At 55.1% G+C, this 16,733-nt stretch carries 13 protein-coding genes and 1 pseudogene; 4 read left to right on the top strand and 10 right to left on the bottom strand.

Annotated elements, in window-relative coordinates; all coding sequences use genetic code 11:
* Positions 1–13 precede the first annotated feature (13 nt).
* The 4 genes from DMG62_10330 to DMG62_10345 form a co-directional block, all read right to left on the bottom strand.
* Complete coding sequence (locus DMG62_10330) at positions 14–784, bottom strand: hypothetical protein (protein ID PYY23044.1); 771 nt, start codon at positions 782–784, stop codon at positions 14–16.
* Positions 781–1,320, bottom strand: a complete 540-nt coding sequence (locus tag DMG62_10335) for an RNA polymerase subunit sigma (GenBank protein ID PYY23045.1) — start codon at positions 1,318–1,320, stop codon at positions 781–783. Before DMG62_10335 ends, DMG62_10330 begins: the two co-directional genes overlap by 4 nt.
* Positions 1,321–1,363: 43 nt before the next feature.
* The gene (locus DMG62_10340; protein PYY23046.1) at positions 1,364–1,939 is read right to left on the bottom strand and encodes a peroxiredoxin; all 576 of its coding nucleotides are present in this window, start codon (positions 1,937–1,939) and stop codon (positions 1,364–1,366) included.
* 276 nt (positions 1,940–2,215) lie between these two features.
* Complete coding sequence (locus tag DMG62_10345; GenBank protein PYY23047.1) at positions 2,216–2,806, bottom strand: hypothetical protein; 591 nt, start codon at positions 2,804–2,806, stop codon at positions 2,216–2,218.
* A 293-nt stretch (positions 2,807–3,099) separates the two neighbouring features.
* Here DMG62_10345 and DMG62_10350 point away from each other — a divergent pair, with 293 nt between their 5' ends.
* Together DMG62_10350 and DMG62_10355 are read left to right on the top strand one after the other, a co-directional pair.
* The gene (locus DMG62_10350; protein PYY23048.1) at positions 3,100–3,993 is read left to right on the top strand and encodes an NAD-dependent dehydratase; all 894 of its coding nucleotides are present in this window, start codon (positions 3,100–3,102) and stop codon (positions 3,991–3,993) included.
* 217 nt (positions 3,994–4,210) lie between these two features.
* A complete protein-coding gene (locus DMG62_10355; protein ID PYY23049.1) occupies positions 4,211–5,317 on the top strand; it encodes a hypothetical protein in 1,107 nt (368 codons plus the stop codon).
* A 75-nt stretch (positions 5,318–5,392) separates the two neighbouring features.
* Here the strand turns inward: DMG62_10355 and lolA are convergent, their stop codons facing one another.
* From lolA to DMG62_10370, 3 genes and pseudogenes are all read right to left on the bottom strand, one after another.
* On the bottom strand, positions 5,393–6,079 hold the full coding sequence (lolA, locus tag DMG62_10360; GenBank protein PYY23050.1) for an outer membrane lipoprotein carrier protein LolA: 687 nt from the start codon (positions 6,077–6,079) through the stop codon (positions 5,393–5,395).
* Complete coding sequence (gene uvrC, locus DMG62_10365) at positions 6,076–8,001, bottom strand: excinuclease ABC subunit C (GenBank protein PYY23051.1); 1,926 nt, start codon at positions 7,999–8,001, stop codon at positions 6,076–6,078. The genes lolA and uvrC overlap by 4 nt, the downstream gene beginning before the upstream one ends.
* 117 nt (positions 8,002–8,118) lie before the next feature.
* Positions 8,119–8,384 (bottom strand): annotated as a pseudogene (locus DMG62_10370) (hypothetical protein).
* A gap of 127 nt (positions 8,385–8,511) precedes the next feature.
* Between DMG62_10370 and DMG62_10375 the strand changes: the two are divergent.
* Positions 8,512–8,814, top strand: coding sequence for a hypothetical protein (locus DMG62_10375; protein PYY23052.1), 303 nt, complete (start codon positions 8,512–8,514; stop codon positions 8,812–8,814).
* A 55-nt stretch (positions 8,815–8,869) separates the two neighbouring features.
* Here DMG62_10375 and DMG62_10380 read toward each other — a convergent pair whose 3' ends face one another.
* From DMG62_10380 to DMG62_10390, 3 genes are read right to left on the bottom strand one after another with little or no spacing between them, the layout of a single operon-like run.
* Complete coding sequence (locus tag DMG62_10380; protein PYY23053.1) at positions 8,870–9,205, bottom strand: aromatic ring hydroxylase; 336 nt, start codon at positions 9,203–9,205, stop codon at positions 8,870–8,872.
* Between the two features lie 10 nt (positions 9,206–9,215).
* Positions 9,216–12,704 carry a hypothetical protein gene (locus DMG62_10385; protein ID PYY23054.1) on the bottom strand — a complete coding sequence of 1,163 codons (3,489 nt, stop codon included), beginning with the start codon at positions 12,702–12,704 and terminating at the stop codon, positions 9,216–9,218.
* Entirely contained in the window at positions 12,701–15,595 is a 2,895-nt protein-coding gene (locus DMG62_10390) for a hypothetical protein (GenBank protein PYY23055.1), read from the bottom strand. Before DMG62_10390 ends, DMG62_10385 begins: the two co-directional genes overlap by 4 nt.
* A gap of 405 nt (positions 15,596–16,000) precedes the next feature.
* Here DMG62_10390 and DMG62_10395 point away from each other — a divergent pair, with 405 nt between their 5' ends.
* A complete protein-coding gene (locus tag DMG62_10395) occupies positions 16,001–16,690 on the top strand; it encodes a hypothetical protein (GenBank protein PYY23056.1) in 690 nt (229 codons plus the stop codon).
* Positions 16,691–16,733 lie beyond the last annotated feature (43 nt).

The following is a 16,733-nucleotide window of genomic DNA, read 5'->3' on the forward strand; positions in this document are numbered from 1 at the left end:
AGCCATTCCTAAACTAGAGACGACTCCCAGCCTCTTTGACGACCTTCTCAACTTCGGGAACGGAGGAGGCCGAAACCAGCACCAAAGCGATGTCGTGCTTCTGGACGGAGCCCACTGTGAGGCCGTCTACCTTTTGCGCGGCAGGTGAATTGTTTTGGAACCAGCTGAGAACGCGAGTGGTAAAGCGTTGATTGTCCTGGTGGCGGAGGAAAAGCGAGACCTGGTTCATGCCGTCGGAATAGTCCAGATGCATGTACCGCTTGCCATGAAGCACGCAAACGCGAGCGCCAACAAGGTGATAGCCAGCCGGGGCTACGCGTTGCGGAGCCTGGGGATCACCAACCACTCTTTGCGCCAGCGCCTGCACGTCCTTGTCGTCGACCTTCCATTTCCTGGGAGCTTTGCCGATCACTTCTTCCTGATGATCGTCGACTGCGTCGCCACAGGTCGCGCTTAAATCCATTCGTCCTTTGGCATAACCGAAGGTTGCGACCAAAAGCGTCGCGAAAATGACAGTCGCGGCAACGCTGTACCGCACGAGAACCATGACCGGAGACTTCCAAGGGGAAGAGTTTCGGATGGCATTGCGGACATGGGCCTCGAGCTGCCTGGTTTGCAGCCGTTCTTCATTCACGGCGTGCTTGATAACGAGGTCGAAATCCGATTCTGCCGCTAGTTTCGCGGCGCATTCCGGACACTTGCCCAGATGGGTGCGCCACTCGGGGCCTTCAATTTCCCCCGAAAGGTAAGCGTCGGTGACTTGGTCGCTGTATGTACAGTTCATAGTCTTGCTTTCACTTTCATGTAACGCGCTTCGCGCTTCGACAGATCGCTCTTCACCATCGTGCGTGCCCGTGAGAGCCGCGACATCACTGTGCCAATCGGGATACCCAAGATCTCTGCAATCTCCTTACAGGAGAACCCTTCAACCGCGAACAGTAGGAGCACAGTTCGATACTCCTCGTTCAACAGATCGATCGAGTTCTGAATTTCCTCCGCGGTGAATCGCGTCGGGGGACGTCGTTCACCGTCGGTATTTTCCGCGTACTGTTCCGGAAAAAACTGAATCGCCTCTTGCCGGATCTGCTGATGACGCGTGGTCCAGCAGTTCAGCATAATGCGAAACAGCCATGCCTTACAGTTTGTTCCCGGTTGAAACCGGTCAAAGTGGCGCCACGCGCGAAGCATCGCGTCCTGCACCAGATCTTCTGCGATCGCTACATCGCGTGCCAGACGCACTGCGGCCCGCAGCAGCGCGCGCAGATGTATAAGCGCGAGCTGCTCAAATTCCTTCTGCCGCGAATCGCCTATGATTTGTATCGCTTCCTCGCTCTAAACGGGAATGCAATCCAACCGGGGAACCCTAGGCCTTTGCGTGCTGCAGATCCGCCAACGTGACCAGCACTTCCTGACTGTGCCCGTTGGGCTTTACTCCTTTGAAAATCTTCCGCACGACTCCGTCAGGATCAATGATGAAAGTGTTGCGGGCCGCGTATTTCTTGCCTTGAAACTCAGTCAGGCTGCCGTACTGATTGACAACCTTCGCCGACTGGTCGGAAAGGAGCTTAAAGTTTAACCCTTCCTTGGCGCAAAATTCCTTGTGCGAATCGCTTGAATCAAGACTAACACCCAGAATCACTGCTCCCTTTGACTGATATTGTGCTTCATCCCGCTGGAAGTTGTGGGCCTCAATCGTGCACCCCTGAGTGAAATCTTTGGGATAGAAGTACAACACCACCCACTTTCCGCGATATTGATCGAGCGAGATTGAGCTTCCGTCCTGTGACGGCAGGGTGAAGTTGGGAGCCTTCTCTCCCTCTGAGACGATTTTTATTGACTCAGCGTCACCGCCAACGAGCAGACTTGAGAGCGGGTGAGCGGCGTTCAGCGAAGACTCCAAAAATAAGATAGATACCAGTGCGACTGCTAAGAGCCTCATTAGGTTATTCAGTTCTCCAGAATGTGAAGCAAGTTCGCAGGCGAGAAGTGGCAAATTGCTGTTAATAATACGGATAATGGAAGAGGAGCCGCTACTGTCTGCAATAGTCTAAAACATCGTATTTGGGGTATTTCATCCGACACATCTGGGGATTTCGGGGACGAAAGTCCCGGGATAAGCTGTCCGATAGGCGCTACGATCATTCGCGAAAGGCAGAAAAGCGGGCCATTACTGGCCCGCTTTTCATTTGCTTCAGTGAAACTGGGAAACGAATACTTACCGGCCCCAACGTCCGTCGGAACCGTATCCCTGCTGATAGCCCTGCTGGTATCCCTGGCGGTAGATGGATTTGTACTGATCCTTGTTGCCGTAGCCTGAGCTGTATCCGCGCGTAGCGTTGCGGTAGCTGTCATCTTGGGTGGGGCGATAACTATGTCCAGTTGCGCGGTCGTTCTGCCCATCCCGGATTCCATCCTGATAGCCGATGGAGCGCGCTTGGTTCATCCCGCCGCCATAGTAGCCGCTGTTTCCGCGCCCGTAATAGCCACCATTGCCCCCGTAATAGCCACCATTGCCGTAGTAGCCACCGTTATTGCCGTAGTATCCGTCATTGTTGCGGTACGTCCCGTAGTTGCCGTTGTTCCGGCCGTTGTTGTAGTAGCCATTGTCATGGGCGCGGCGCCATTCTTTCTCGCGTTCCTTCCGCTCACGTTCCTGGCGCTTTTGCCAATCTTTATCTTGATATCTCCACCGGTCACGATTGTGATCACGATCGCGATCCTGCGCACTCGCTTGCACCACGCCGGCAGTGCTCCCTGCAATGGCGAGAGCCATAGTCCAGAGCAAACTTTTACCGAAGAATTTCATTTGTCTCCCTCCCTCCACTTCAGAGCGGCTGCGTTCCGGATGGCGCTTGCCCAGCACAGTCGGCCTTCGTGGGGTGTCTTTGCTAGCTAGAAACACGGCTGTCGGGACGGAAGTTGCGCCGAAAGAGGGCCAAATTCGGAATACTCAACTATTGCTTGCAAAAGAGTTAGCAGAGCTGTCTTAACGCCCAAGGCCGCTCAATTGGATCCGGCAATCAGCACCCCGCAGCAATCTAACAACTCTAGTTTGCACCCATAGGAACACGTGTGTTTCCCTAGCTTCGGAGTTTCTTGATGAGAGTTTTCCTTACCGGGGCTAGCGGGTTCGTAGGCTCCCACATTCTGCGCCGTCTTCTCTGCGAAGGGCACACTGTGCGAGCCCTCGTACGTCGGCGCGGGTCTCTGCACGGTCAAGCAGAGCTTGAGGAAGTAGAAGGCGACATCAACTCCGGCAATTTGAGCACCTTTGTGGCCGGCTGCGATGCGGTCATCAATCTCGTCGGCATCATATACGAGCGCGGCATGAAGACGTTTGAAAGCGTACATCACCATGGAACCAGGAACCTGGTAGCTGCGGCACGGCAGAACGGCGTGACACGCTTCGTACAGATCTCGGCATTGCGTGCCCGGCCGACGGACGCTACTGAATATCACACGACTAAGTTTGCGGCCGAAGAGGAGGTTCGCAATAGTGGCATTCCGTTTGTAGTGTTGCGGCCCTCACTCATCTTTGGACCGGGAAGCGCCTTTACGCGGCAGATGGTGGAGGTAATGCGTGCAGTGCCTTTCCTTCGTCCGATTCCAGGAACGGGAAAATACCGCTTTCGTCCAATTCACGTGGATGACGTGACAGAATGCTTTTCGCAGTCCCTCAGCAATCCTGCAGCGGCAAAGCAGACCATCGATTTAGTGGGTAGCGAAGAACTTAATCTGGATGAAATTGGGAATGTAATCGCGGAGAGTCTTGGTATCCAGAAAAAAGTCCTGCACATTCCCATGCCCTTCATGAAAGCCGCGGCAACTTTTTTTTCTCTACTTCCGGTGACACCGCCAGTCACAGCTTTGCAATTGCGAATGATGAAAGAAGGCTCAACAGCAGACCCGACGACAATGAAGCGCATCTTCGGCATTGAGCCTATCGGTTTTCGTGCGGGAGCGCGGCGTTACCTCACAGCGGAATTTCGCTGATAACGTGCACGTTAGCCGCATTTTGCACAATCTAAGGCGTTTTCAAATCGTAAATACTTCCGGTACGTCAATTCTCTAAGGCGGTGAGCAACAAACGGCTACTCTCAGGGTTATAAAATAGTCGGGTATCTCCTCACGATTCAGCGCACTTGGTTCACGTTCGCAAGAGCCCGAGAGATTGCCGTTCGTACAGGAGACAACGCTGAAGGAGAGTGTTATGAAATTTAAGTCCGCAGGAGCAGTTTTCACATTGGCATTGCTGCTTATGGTTGCAGCGATCAGTGGCTGCTCAAAGTCGGCCAATGTAGCCAGTGGCGACCTGACAGACGCCCAGGTCGCAGGCAATGTACAAACCAAGATCAGTTCTGACCCTTCGTTGAGTGGGCGCCAGATCAGCATCAACGCCGATAAGGGCGTCGTAACCCTGGCCGGTACTGTGAACAGCGATGCCGAGATTACATCCGCGTTAAACGATGCGCAGCAGGTACAGGGCGTAAAGCAGGTGATTAGCCGCCTGGCAGTCCAGACCGCGCAAGCTGCGCCGGAGCCTGAGACACCTCAACCGGCGCAGCAGCGCAGTTCGCCAAGCCGCGCAACCAGCCCGCGCGTACGTCCACGTCATTCGCTGCCATCGGCATCGAGCTCGTATACGAACTCTCAGGGCACAAGCACGACTTCGAGCAGTTCCGATTTGGGTTCGAGCAACTCGACGGCAAGTACGTATACGCCACCTTCACCGCCGCCTCCTCCGCAGAAAGTTACAGTTCCAGCGGGAACAGTTCTGCAGGTGCGGACTGTGGAAGGGCTGAGCTCCGAGACCAATCACGAAACCGATACGTGGCACGGAACACTCAATAACGACGTTATGGTCGACGATCAGACCGTGATCCCGGCGGGCGCCGAGGTTCAAGGACGAGTCATGGAAGCGCATGCCGCCACTCACTACAGCGGCGGATCCACCCTGGTGCTCGGTCTTGAGCGCGTTAGCTTTAACGGCAAGACCTACCAGATCGCAACCGACACATGGCAGCGCAAAGGTGACACGCGTGGCAAGAACACCGCAGAGAAAGTCGGCGGTGGTGCTGCTGTAGGCGCGATCCTGGGTGGAATCTTTGGTGGCGGCAAAGGGGCTGCCATCGGAGCGACGGCGGGAGCCGGCGCGGGTGCTGGCGCAAACACCATTACCAAGGGGCAGAAAGTGGAACTGCGTCCAGAAACTCTAGTCAGCTTCCGCCTGCAGAATCCCATTTCGGTAATGCCATCCGCAACTAACGAACGTCACGGAACAGTGATTCGCCCCGACAGCAGCGGCGAGCCACAGTAACTGTGTCTTCAGTAATAAAGGCCGGACGGGAATGTCCGGCCTTCTTGCGTGGTAGAGACGCAGCATGCTGCGTCTCTACGGTTCGAGGTTTTGACTGTCTACGACTTCAACTCCGGGAGGCGGAGAGAACCGGAAAAGGTCCGGCTTCACTACTACATCCTCCTGCAGATCGCGGAAGATGAATTCCGTCGTTGAGCCATCCAGTTGTTCGATGAGAATTCGTCCGATCTGATTCGAAGGGGTGATCTCAAGCAGCGCACGCTGGATGCGATCCTCCATTCCCTTAGGGACACCTTCGAGTACTACATTATCGTGCTGTTTCGGCGACTCGGCTGAAATCCTGAGCTTGGAGAATTCCTGTTGCAGCTTCGTGTGGCCCAAGAGATACCGGATCGGAGAGCGAAAATCGTCGAGCTTTTTTGCCGGCATTCGCCGCGCTTGCCGCTCCGAGGGAACGTAGAAGAACGCACTCTTCCCATCAACTATGAACAACTTCGGCGTTGGCTGCTCATATTGCCATCTCATCCTGCCGGGTTTCTGCAGCCACAATTGTCCTGATTCATTTCGCACAAGGCCCGCGCCGTTGTAATTCTCCTGGAATTGGGCTTTGAGCGTAGTGAGGTGGTTGTAACGGCGATCAATCCGCGAGGCAATTTGCGAGACGGACAGCTCATCTGCAGTGCTGACGCCGGCGATGAATAGCAACAGCAAAAGCGCGGTCGAGGGCGGCCGCATCCAGGCTCGCTCTCTTCGTGACCTCATACTTCTGCCTTCGTGACCGGAGCCCGTCCTGAGCGGAGCCGAAGGGTGTTTGCCTCTCCCTTCCGAAAATGTTGCAGAATCGCCGCGGCCTGTGCGGGCGTCACAACAGCCGAGAGCGCAGCTGGCTCAGCTTCTTTTACGGCACGAACGCTACCAAAGTGCTCAATGAGCCTGCGAGTAGTGAGTGCACCAATGCCCGGGATTTCCAGCAGCTCAGAAGCGCGATCGCGTATCTCCCGACGTTTGCGATGAAAGGTGACGGCAAATCGATGCGATTCGTCACGAATCATTTGTACGAGATGCAGCACCGGTGAGTGGCGATCAAGAACAACAGGATCCTCTTCCTGACCGTGCACGTAGATGATTTCTTCCCGCTTAGCAATCGAGGCAAGCGGCTGGTTAGTGATTTCGAGCGACTCCAGCGCCTCGGCAGCCGCATGGAGCTGCCCAATGCCGCCGTCAATTAGCACCAAGCTCGGCATGTTCCGTTTCTCGCTGGTTACGCGCTTGTAGCGGCGGGCGATTACCTCGCGCATCGAAGCGAAATCGTCTACACCTTCCACGGTGCGGATGATGAATTTTCTATAATCCGACTTCTTCATCTGCCCGTCTTCCCAGACCACCATCGATGCGACTGTCTCGGCGCCTTGAATGTGTGAAATATCGAAGCACTCGATGCGAGTTGGCAGTGTGGGCAAGGTAAGTGCGTCCTGGAGAGCTTCCTGAATGGCCTTCACTGACGGCTTCATTACGCGGAAGCGCTGATCGTAAATCTGGTGAGCATTCTTGGCCGCAAGATCGATGAGCGACCGCTTTTCTCCGCGCACCGGAATGAGGATCTCCACTTTGGAACCGCGCTTCTCCGAAAGCAGCTCTTCGAGAGCTGCACGTTCATTGAAATCCACCGGCACAAGGATCGCGCGGGGCACATATTGCTTATCGATGTAGCACTGCTTTAACAAGGCCGCGAAAAAGAGTCCCGGATCAAACTCTGCTTTCGGTACTCGTTGCACGTTCCCGCCGGGTTCCTCCTCCTCGCTAGGCCACATGAGTTCAAATTCGGGCAGGTCCTCCCAAAACAGCTCACGGCGGTCGAGGATGCGTCCACCTCGCATATGAAAGACGTTCAGGGCAAGCATCTGGTTCTCATAATGAAACCCGAAGACATCCATATCATCACCCTGAACCACCGCCATGCGCTGACGTTCCATCAAATCTTCAACTGTGCTGATCAGGTCGCGGTATTTAGCAGCAGACTCATACTCTTGCTCTTGGGCAGCTCTTTCCATTCGGGCACGCAGCGAACGAGCAAGATCAGCCTGTCGACCTTCAAGGAAAAGTTGAACGTCGCGTACTGCCTCGGCGTAACGGTCAGCTGTGGTCAAGTCCTTCACACAAGGACCAAGACAGCGCTTGATGTAGTACTGCAAGCAGGGACGCGGATGATACCGCGACAGATCGATGTTGCATGATGGAATCAGGAAACTGCGGTGAATTAAATCGACCGTCCGGTGAGCCAGATTCGCGGGAAAGTATGGACCGTAATAAGCGCTGCCATCCTTCTTTAACCTTCGTGTCACGAAAACCTTTGGGAAACGGTCTCCCAACGTAAGCTTGATGTATGGATATGTTTTGTCATCCCGCAGGAGAATGTTGAAACGCGGCTTCTTCTGCTTAATGAGATTGTTCTCAAGAGCCAGCGCCTCGCGCTCGTTCTCGACGACGATGTACTCGACGTCGACGGCTTCGCGCATTAGCGAGCCGGTTTTTGCATCCTGGGTAGCAGCTTCCAGCAGGTATGAACGTACCCTCGCCCGCAGGCTTTTGGCCTTGCCGACGTAGATCACCTCCCCTTCGGCGTTCTTGTACATGTACACGCCGGGGCTGATGGGAAGAGTCCGAATTTTCTGCTGTAGTTCCATTTCTATTTGCTAAGCACGAGTAAGGAGGATTCCTTTAAGATTCGTTCGCATATTGCCAGACTTCCTCGTCCGTTGCGCGTGACAATCCCACCTCGGGCAGCTACTGAGCCGGGATACTCAGTCTTGAGAAGAGTCGCGATTTTGTACGAGAGATTCTGGTCGAGCAGCAGCTTCACTTGATGCTCGCCAAGAACCTGCCGCGAACGCAAGACACGCCCGCAGATCATCTCAGCCAGGTCTGGAAAGTTGCGCAAGATCTCTTCGTGTCATATCCCAGAAGCCATTTAGTCCAGTACGTCGGAGACCGTAATTCGCAGACCGCGGATGTAGGGTTTCTCGCCCATTTTGCCCTCGTCCATCGTGATGATCTTGCGACAATCCATATGCAAAGACTAAGTTGTCGATGCTGGGATGGTCAATCGCGATTCAGCCGAACACTCTAGGCAACGAGAGTTGAGATAATCTCGTTCTAAGTATTCGGTCCGGCGAAGTAGCTCAGGAGGAGACAAAGTGGAAAAGCATGATTGGAAGACGATTTTGATGTTCGGCGCATTCGGCGCAGCGGCATACTTTTTGTTGAGTGGCAGGCGAGCGGCTGGCATGGCTAGTGCGGGAGTAGGACTGGCCGCGTTGGCCTCTGACCATCCGGAGAAGTTCGAGCAGATTTGGAATCAGGCCCCCGAGTACCTCGACCGCGGCCATCGTATCGTGAACGGAATTCAAAGCCTGGTGGAACGCATCACGGAACACGCGCAGAACTGGCAACAGATGCGTGGGCGCTCAGGTGGAGAGTTCCAGAATAAGCCGTACTAGGGGACGCGCGATAAGGAAAAGGGGAAAGGGAACAGCAACTCTGTTTTCCTTGGCTCTACTCGATTCCTAACTTCTGCCGGGCTGCCTGACTGAGTCGCTCCGGAGTCCACGGCGGAGACCACACAACGTTCACGGTCGCCGAGTTCACGCCTGGAAGTTGTTCGATCCGATCTTTGACCTGCTGGCTGATCTGCGTGTGTGCCGGGCATCCTGGTGCCGTGAGTGTCATTTCAACTTCGACATCACGCCGCGTTTCCGGGGGAACTTCTGGCTTGGATTCGGGCGTAATCCGAACACCATAAATAAGGCCAAGATCGACGATATTGACAGGGATCTCCGGATCGTAGCAGTCCTTCAGTGCAGTCATTACATCTTCTTCGGTTACCGGCATACCAAATAGTTTAATGCAGTGGCTGCGGACTGTGCGCGCCCTGCGCGGGGTCGGGAAGCATTTGCACTAAGACCGTCCGGCGCAGCTGAATAGGCTGCTTTTCCGCGGTGTCAACTTGAAGGGCAAAATCAGAAAATTCGCGATACTTTGCTGGCGCAATTACCTGGGATGGAATTCGGAAGCGGCGGCTCAGTTTGAGCACCCTGCCTTCAGTAATGAACTCGCTGTGATAGTCGCCAAACTCGGATTTCACGTCGATTGCACCGGGCACGCGAACGGCTGCAAGTCCGGCCGGCAAATCGATCGCAAACTCGGAGCTTTCAATTAGCGGTGTGTCAAGAAATACGGGCTGCTGTCGTTGGGGCAGAGTGGCATATATTTTCCCAAGTCGGAGTGGGGGAACGATCTCTTCAAGCTGCACTTCGGAACCATTCCATTGCCCGAATTTCGAAGCCCGAATGTTTAGTTCCAATTCCAGAGCCTGCTCGGGATCTTCTTCGTGATTAACTGTGGCTGCCACAGAGCTTGCGCTTGGCAAGATCCGGTTAGCCATCTGCTCAAAGAAGGTCTCGCGATCCCTTGAAGGAAGAGAGCGCAGCATTTTACGCATTTGGGCGCTGCGGAAGCTGCCAAAACGAATGCGCATCTTTCCGGCAAGACCGCCTGCCTCGTCTAGTCGCAATGCCGCAGTTGCCACACTGAGCTGATTCGTGGATTCGGCAACCACGAACGACTGCTTCGAAGGAGCTTGCGAGCGGGGAATGATCAGCGCTGTTTCGCCTTCCACCTCGGGCGAGAGAGCTCCAGCAGCGACGCCGTCAACCTGCGGGTCAACCAGAATTGTCCCGGAATCAGGCAGTGCCACTCTGACGAGAGGATGTGTGTAGCACCGGGCATTTGTGCATTTATCGTCTGCATCGTGCTTGCCCCGTTCACTGGCCAGCACAAGGTCTGCCTCATATCCCAAGGCGGAGAGAAGAGCGACAAGCGTGGCCGCCCGATTGCCCTCGCCGTGCTCCAGGCTTTCATCGGCAGAAGTGATGTTTCCATCGTGCCAGTTCTCCGGCTCTTCTTCGATGTTTTGCATCACGTACTGGTACGCCGCGTTTATCTTGCTTCCTGATGATCCTTCGAGTTCAGAAGCAAGATCCCGAATCCGGAAGCTGACTTTCGTCGCAGAAATGAGTGCGTTTCGTATCTGTGCCCGCGGGTCTTCGAGCTGCGTGCGGTCCATTGACAGCCACAGCAGACGCGCGCGACGATCGTATTTAGGAGCGGCCGGCTCGTCTTGAACGGCTGGCCTATTCGCGATTTCCCAGATCGTGACGCTGACATCATCTCCCGGTTCGCTATGAATGCATGGTACTTCGGGTGAGCGCCACAACAGTGGCTCCGGGACGTGATCACGAATCAATGTTAAACGTGCGGAGCGAGTTGGTGATTGCGACGAGGCGAATGCGAAATCCAGAACCTCTGGTGATGTAATCAGCGTTTCGGAGCTGACATGCTGCAAGTATGCGATCTCAATCGCATCTCCCTCTGCGAGCGACGGCATTGACACTATATTCTTGTTTTCGCCTTCCTCCGCTTCCACGAACGTCCCGTTTGCCTTGAGAGTGCGGAGTTCAAGCAGGTCAACCGCTCGCGGGATGTCCACCTCTCCTAGTTGAGCGATTCCTCTCTTATTGAGAGCCTGCGTAACTGAATGCTGGTAAATCCACGCCCCACGGGAGTCGAGCTTCACAACACGATCGTTGATGAGCACACGATTGTCAGAGAGTTGCGTGTCGCTCTCGCGCATCCATGGGAATGGATCACGCACAAAGGGCTTGTAGAAGTCGTTTGCAGCCGAATAGCCGGAGCGAGAGTCGAGTATCAATTCGGGGTGATCGGCGAGTGCGGCTGCCCAACGCCAGTTTGGAGCCAGCGTGTGCAGAGCTTTCCCGTAAAGGCCGGCAGCTGGCACATCATTCGCAAGAACTGCCTCTCGGATAGCCATGATTAGAGCCTGACGGTCATCCGGGCGTTCGCCGAGGTACTTGCGAATGCTGTTCCCGGCCAACTTATGCTTACCGCGCAGACTCAGATGCTCCCAGAATTCATATGGCCTTGGCGAGCACGTGGCGAGCATGGCCTCGTAACGCTGTGCTCGATCGCTTTGGGAATGGGCCTCATAGAACCTGATTGCATCTATGAGTGCGCTACAGCTCGGATGCAGTCGCAATCGTTGGCTGAGAGAGGTATCCTGCTCAGTTTGCCAGTTGAAGTGCTCTGCCAATTGGAACTTCAATTCTTGTGTCTGGGGATAGGCCGGAGCTCCCTTGAGAACTCTTCCGAGTTCCGCGGTTGCTTCTTCGTATTGCTCACTGCCCAGTGCCGTTTCGGCAACCTTGAAAGCAGAAAGCAGATTTCGTGAATCTGAATTGCTGAGACTTCGAAAGAGCTCGATTGCTCGCCGCTCGTCTCCTGTTTGTGAAACCGCCTCAGCTTTGAGGGCTGCGATTACTGAAGAGTCTTGATCGTTGAACTTGAGTGCCGGCCGCGGATCGCCGCCCATGAGTGCGGTCGCCGCATTCACATAGAGCTCCTCCCAGGCAAGGAGTTTCAAAGGCACGGAATGCACTTTCCGAACCGGCTCGATCCAGATCCGCAAGGGAAGCGCTGAGGCTTGCAGCTTTAGAAATACCAGATGCTTTCCCGGTGAAAACTCGGCTTCCACCACGGAGGCCGCGTTCTGCTGCGAAAATCGAGCGTCATGAACTAATAGTGGGATTCCATCCACATTAAGCTGATAAGTGCCGTCGCTCTCTACTGTGAGCCGGTATTGGTCACTGTGCGGAATAGAAATCTGCCCGGCCGCGTAATAAACGCCGGAATGAGTCAAGTATTCCGGCAGCTGCAGCTCGCCGGATTGAACTTCAATATCCTCACGAATTTGTTTACCGTAGCGGGCACTGCGAAGCTCGTTCTCTTCCGGAGGCCAGACGCGATCGAAATCGACTTCCGAAAATTGACCGAACGGACCGGCGATCTGCCACTTAGTGACTCTGCGCGCCAGACGAAGCCTCCCTGGCAGCACCGTGCCATCTGCGGCAGCGCTTAACACTGCACCGCTGAGCGTGATCGCCTGTGGAGTGTTCTTCGCCAACAACTCTGCGATTTCTGGCAGCACAGCACGAAACTGTGGAGTGTTGGCGGCCAATTCGCGAATCCGCGCAGCCGCAATTCTCGCTCGAGGATCATTGCCGCGCGTCTCTTTTAAGACCGCAATCGCGGAATGGAGTACGTCTCGATTGCGAAGTTCCAAACGCGCAGCTTCCATGCGGACAAATTGCGCATTCACATCATGCGGACTGTGCTTAAGTTCAGCTGCACTGGTGCGAAGCGCACCTGCCAGATCGGATTTTGCGAATAAGAGTTCCGTCGATTTTTCTGCATTTTGTGCCAGAGCATATGCGGAGGCTGCCGCAATGCAGATCCCTAACCGCCACGGTTTCACGGCAGCTCGACCTCGAGATCACAATGGAAAGCTGCTTCCACCTCAGATGCGAATTTTCGAAAATCACGGTATTGTGCCGCCGGTATTCGCGTCGCGCTGAACTGGACCGTGCTGAGGATCGTGATCTGCTCTCCGGCTACGTGGTAACGAATCGTCGCATTCCCAAATTCGGTCGAGACGCTTTGATTATCGGGAATCCCAGAAAGACGCGCGCCAGGAGGAAGTTCAATGTGAATTTCTTCAGTTGTGATCCAGGGAGCTTCGAGCAGCAAATCCTGGCTGCGCATGTTCTTGGCCGCTAGAGTTTCAAGGTAGTTGCGTTCCATCCACGAAGACGGCAGCGTTGCCAAGTGGCGCCCGTGGAATACAGTCAATTCGCCATCGAAACTCAGAGAAACAGCGTCGGAAAGACTTACGGGCAACTGTACATCGTGCACTTCGACTGCCGGCAGCACTTGCGCGAGACGATCCTGCACGTATCCCAGCTTGCTCTCACCTGGCTCCAATTGGCGGCGGAGCTCGGGAGCATCTTCACCACGAACGTAGGTAGCGCCAGAGAATCTGATGGTGCCGTCGGTGTCCACGTGTGCGTTAATCGTGCGCCTTGAATAGTTGTCCTCCGCGGACGACACCGGCGTACGCCGAAGCACGGCGTCGCCATTGGCTGTTACGGTGAGAGCCATCACCCCCTGGTCATCCACTGGGAGCTCCCGCAAGCGCGAGAACTCGGCGGTGCCGTCCAGCCACAGGTCGAATTCGGGAACGTAGACAATTGCGTGATCAAAGATGGAGACCGAGGCTGGTTGGGCGGCGATGTCTCCGAGCCGTTTTGTGCGAACCAGCGCTATTTGTGCATCGATGTCTGCGGCGCGCAGCAACGCGACCATCAGGCTTGCCTTGTCTTTACAGTCTCCGAAGCGTCGGGCGAACGTCTGCGTGACTGGGTATGGCTTGAACCCATACACGCCGAGCTCGAGAGCGACGTAGCGCGTATTCGTTAGGACCAGTTCATCGATGGCAGCTACGCGATCGAGACGGTTGGGATGGTTCCGCACGATTTCCGCCGCCTGTCTTTCCAGTTGTTCGTTCAGTTTGAACTGCGGGCGAATCAGATTCGCATACCACTTGCCCAATTCCTGCCAGGTCTCGAAGTTCGAAACATGGACGTAAGCCCCTTGCTCGCTCCAGGAGGGTGAGTTTGGTTCACGGACAAGCGCAGCTATATCTTTTCTTTCCCAAATGCGAATATCTTCAGCGGGCCGCTGTTGGATCGTTGCTGCGGGTAACGAACGCTCAGAACTGCTCAGATGAATTTCATGCGGGCTGCGCAGAACATATCGCTGAAAGTCACAGGGGATCGAAGAGCCGAAAGCGATTAGCTGCGCAAAGTACTGGCCATAAGGATTCTCGGTGGTCAGCGGTGTGATTGTGTATTCCAGCTCGATTACGTCCCCCGCTCGGAGGTCCTTCAGGCGATATTGTCGCGTTCGTAAATCGTCGTAAGTCGCCGCACTGGAGTCTGCGACCGAACTCTCACCAAGATCTTCAGCTTCAGATATTCGTCCATCGCCATGATGCGCGCGGGCATGCAATACGTTGAGTTGCTGCGATTGAGCCGAATATTGGATACCGCGTTGCTTGTAAGTGACTACGTCGCCCGCTGCACCAATCGCAATCACTTGTTGCACGTGTTGCGCGTCCTGGTAGTCAGGCCGGAGTTGATCGACGCGAACATCGGCCAGGATGCGCGACTCGCTTCGTTCCGCTAGCGGCCGTGCTTGCCACTTCTGTGCCAGCTTGGAAGCATCAGCGAAGAATTCTCGAGAATCATGCGCTGACGCGGCATGACCATTCAGCAGACGTCGCAGGGCTGTCTCATCCTGCGCCTCAGAAGATTCGCTTCTTGCCTCTTCGGGTGATCGAACGCCAGTCTGCTTTGAATTCAAGGTGGCGTCACCCGCCTGTAGATCCAAGCGCAATGCCAACTCGCGTTCTTCAATTCCACTCGGATGAAGTTGAAGGGCAGTATGAGCAAGTTCCTGCGCCTCGTGTACGAACCTGAGCTGTGCATAGTCGTCGGCGAGCTGTCGCGTAACGGCAACCGGCAGAATCCTGGAGCGCAACTGGCTCATGATCTCTAGCGCTGCCGACGCATGGCCTTGGTTGATATCCAGCTCTGCAAGCAAAACCCGCAGCGAAGGCTCAGCAGGGTAGCGCTCCAGAGTCGCAGATAGCATGTTTCGCGCGCGGGTGATTTGTCCCTGCGCCGAGTAGCGTTTTGCCATGTCAATGACGGCAGGGAGGTAGTCTCGATTCAACTGAAGCGTCTTGCGAAGCGTTTGCAAGCGCCGGTACTCGTCTGTCGCATTCTTCGACTCGCGATACCAGGCTTCGGGGCTGTTGTTGCCTTCGGCGGTGTGCTCAGCTACGGCATGCATTTCCAGTCCGTGTACGGACGTGATTACGGAAATCGCATCCTGAAGCTCCAGCTCACTTGGTTTTTCGCTGGCCGTGCGAACGATCAGTGCATTCACAGACTGTGGAGTTTCAACTGGAGCTCCCCTAACGCGAGCTCCAAGATACGTCGCCTCCTCGCGCACGGCTGCCGGGGCGGCGGGATCGTTAGCGATACGAGCAAGAGTTGAATCGATCGCGTACGGGTCGGAAACTTTGTCTCGCAAGTCACAGACTTCATCGAGAAGAGCAACGCTGATCAGCGCATCTGGCTCATTCGAACTTCGAATGTGCTCATAGAGAGCTTGAGTTTTCTTCGCGAGATGTTGGTCGAACCAAGACTTCGATGCGGCAGGATTCGTTGGGAAAGAAAGTTGGTCACACAGCAGAAAGCTGGCGCAAAGCAAAAGCAGCCGTCGCTTGCGTGGAAGGGCCATTTATCCCCATTACGGCTTAACTCCGACGCTCGCGCTATTGCCTTAAACGGAACTCCCCGGAAGTCGTTTAACTTTCCGGGGAGATCGTTACCACTTGAGTTCGCGTCCGGCCCGGTTTCGTTTCCCCCAGGAAATTTTCGTTGCCGAACCCGCCCGCGAACTCAATTGATCGGGGTTAAGATGAAGCGAGTATCGCTTTCAACCTTGAATTAACAAATGGAAAGAAACACCTAAGTAGCTGCCTAATATGACCTTACGAGCCGCAACAGGTCCAGCACTTTGGTGTCACACTGGCTGGTGCGTTAGAGGAAATGCGCGCGTTGGCGGAACGTGGCACAGCACATTGCAGTACTCGCTTACATCCAACCCGCAGCTCGGCCACATCTACCTTCTCTTGTGAGCGGGATGATACTGCGCGCGAGTTGTGTACTGCTGGTTGCACTGGTCTCTGCAGCCGCTTCGTCCGCGCAGACCTCAACCCAATTCACTTCGCTCCCGACTTCTTCATCGCAATCAGCTCGGCCGTTCCTGGCCAACGAAAGCCATATTCAGAGCGAGATGTTTGGAACTCTCTACGCGAACTCTGCATTCGCGCATGGATATCGGCATGGCTACGAAGAAGGCTTCCATGTAGGCGATCTCGATGTCCATATGGGGCGCGAGCCCCGCCTCACGATGAAGGGGAAGGACTACCTTCAGGCTATCCGGCAGTATCGTCCCGCTTTTGGAAGCAAGGCGCTCTTCGAAGATGGCTTTCACGCTGGTTTGCGCAGCGGCTATGCAGATGCAATCTCTGGCTCTGAATTCCGCGCCAGTCAGTGGGCCATGACGGCTGTCACAGGCCTGACCGAAATTCTGCCAAATACCCGTCGGATTCACTTCGATGAGGGTTTCGCCGCCGGATACAAGAGCGCCCAATCCCAGAACGCTCCTGCTGCACACATCACTGCTGAGTATGTCGAGCAATATTGTCGAAGAGCCATAAACGATCTTTACTCAATCGAATTTTGCTCGGGATATAGTCGCGGCTATGTGGCGGGCATCACACCTATACTCCCCAGCAAGATCGCACGCGCTCAAGCCGCCGGCCGCTGACCACTCGCCCGTCCCGAGAGCATGGACCCTTCCTAGGGGTTGA

This window comes from Acidobacteriota bacterium (assembly GCA_003225175.1).
Taxonomy (GTDB): domain Bacteria; phylum Acidobacteriota; class Terriglobia; order Terriglobales; family Acidobacteriaceae; genus Gp1-AA112.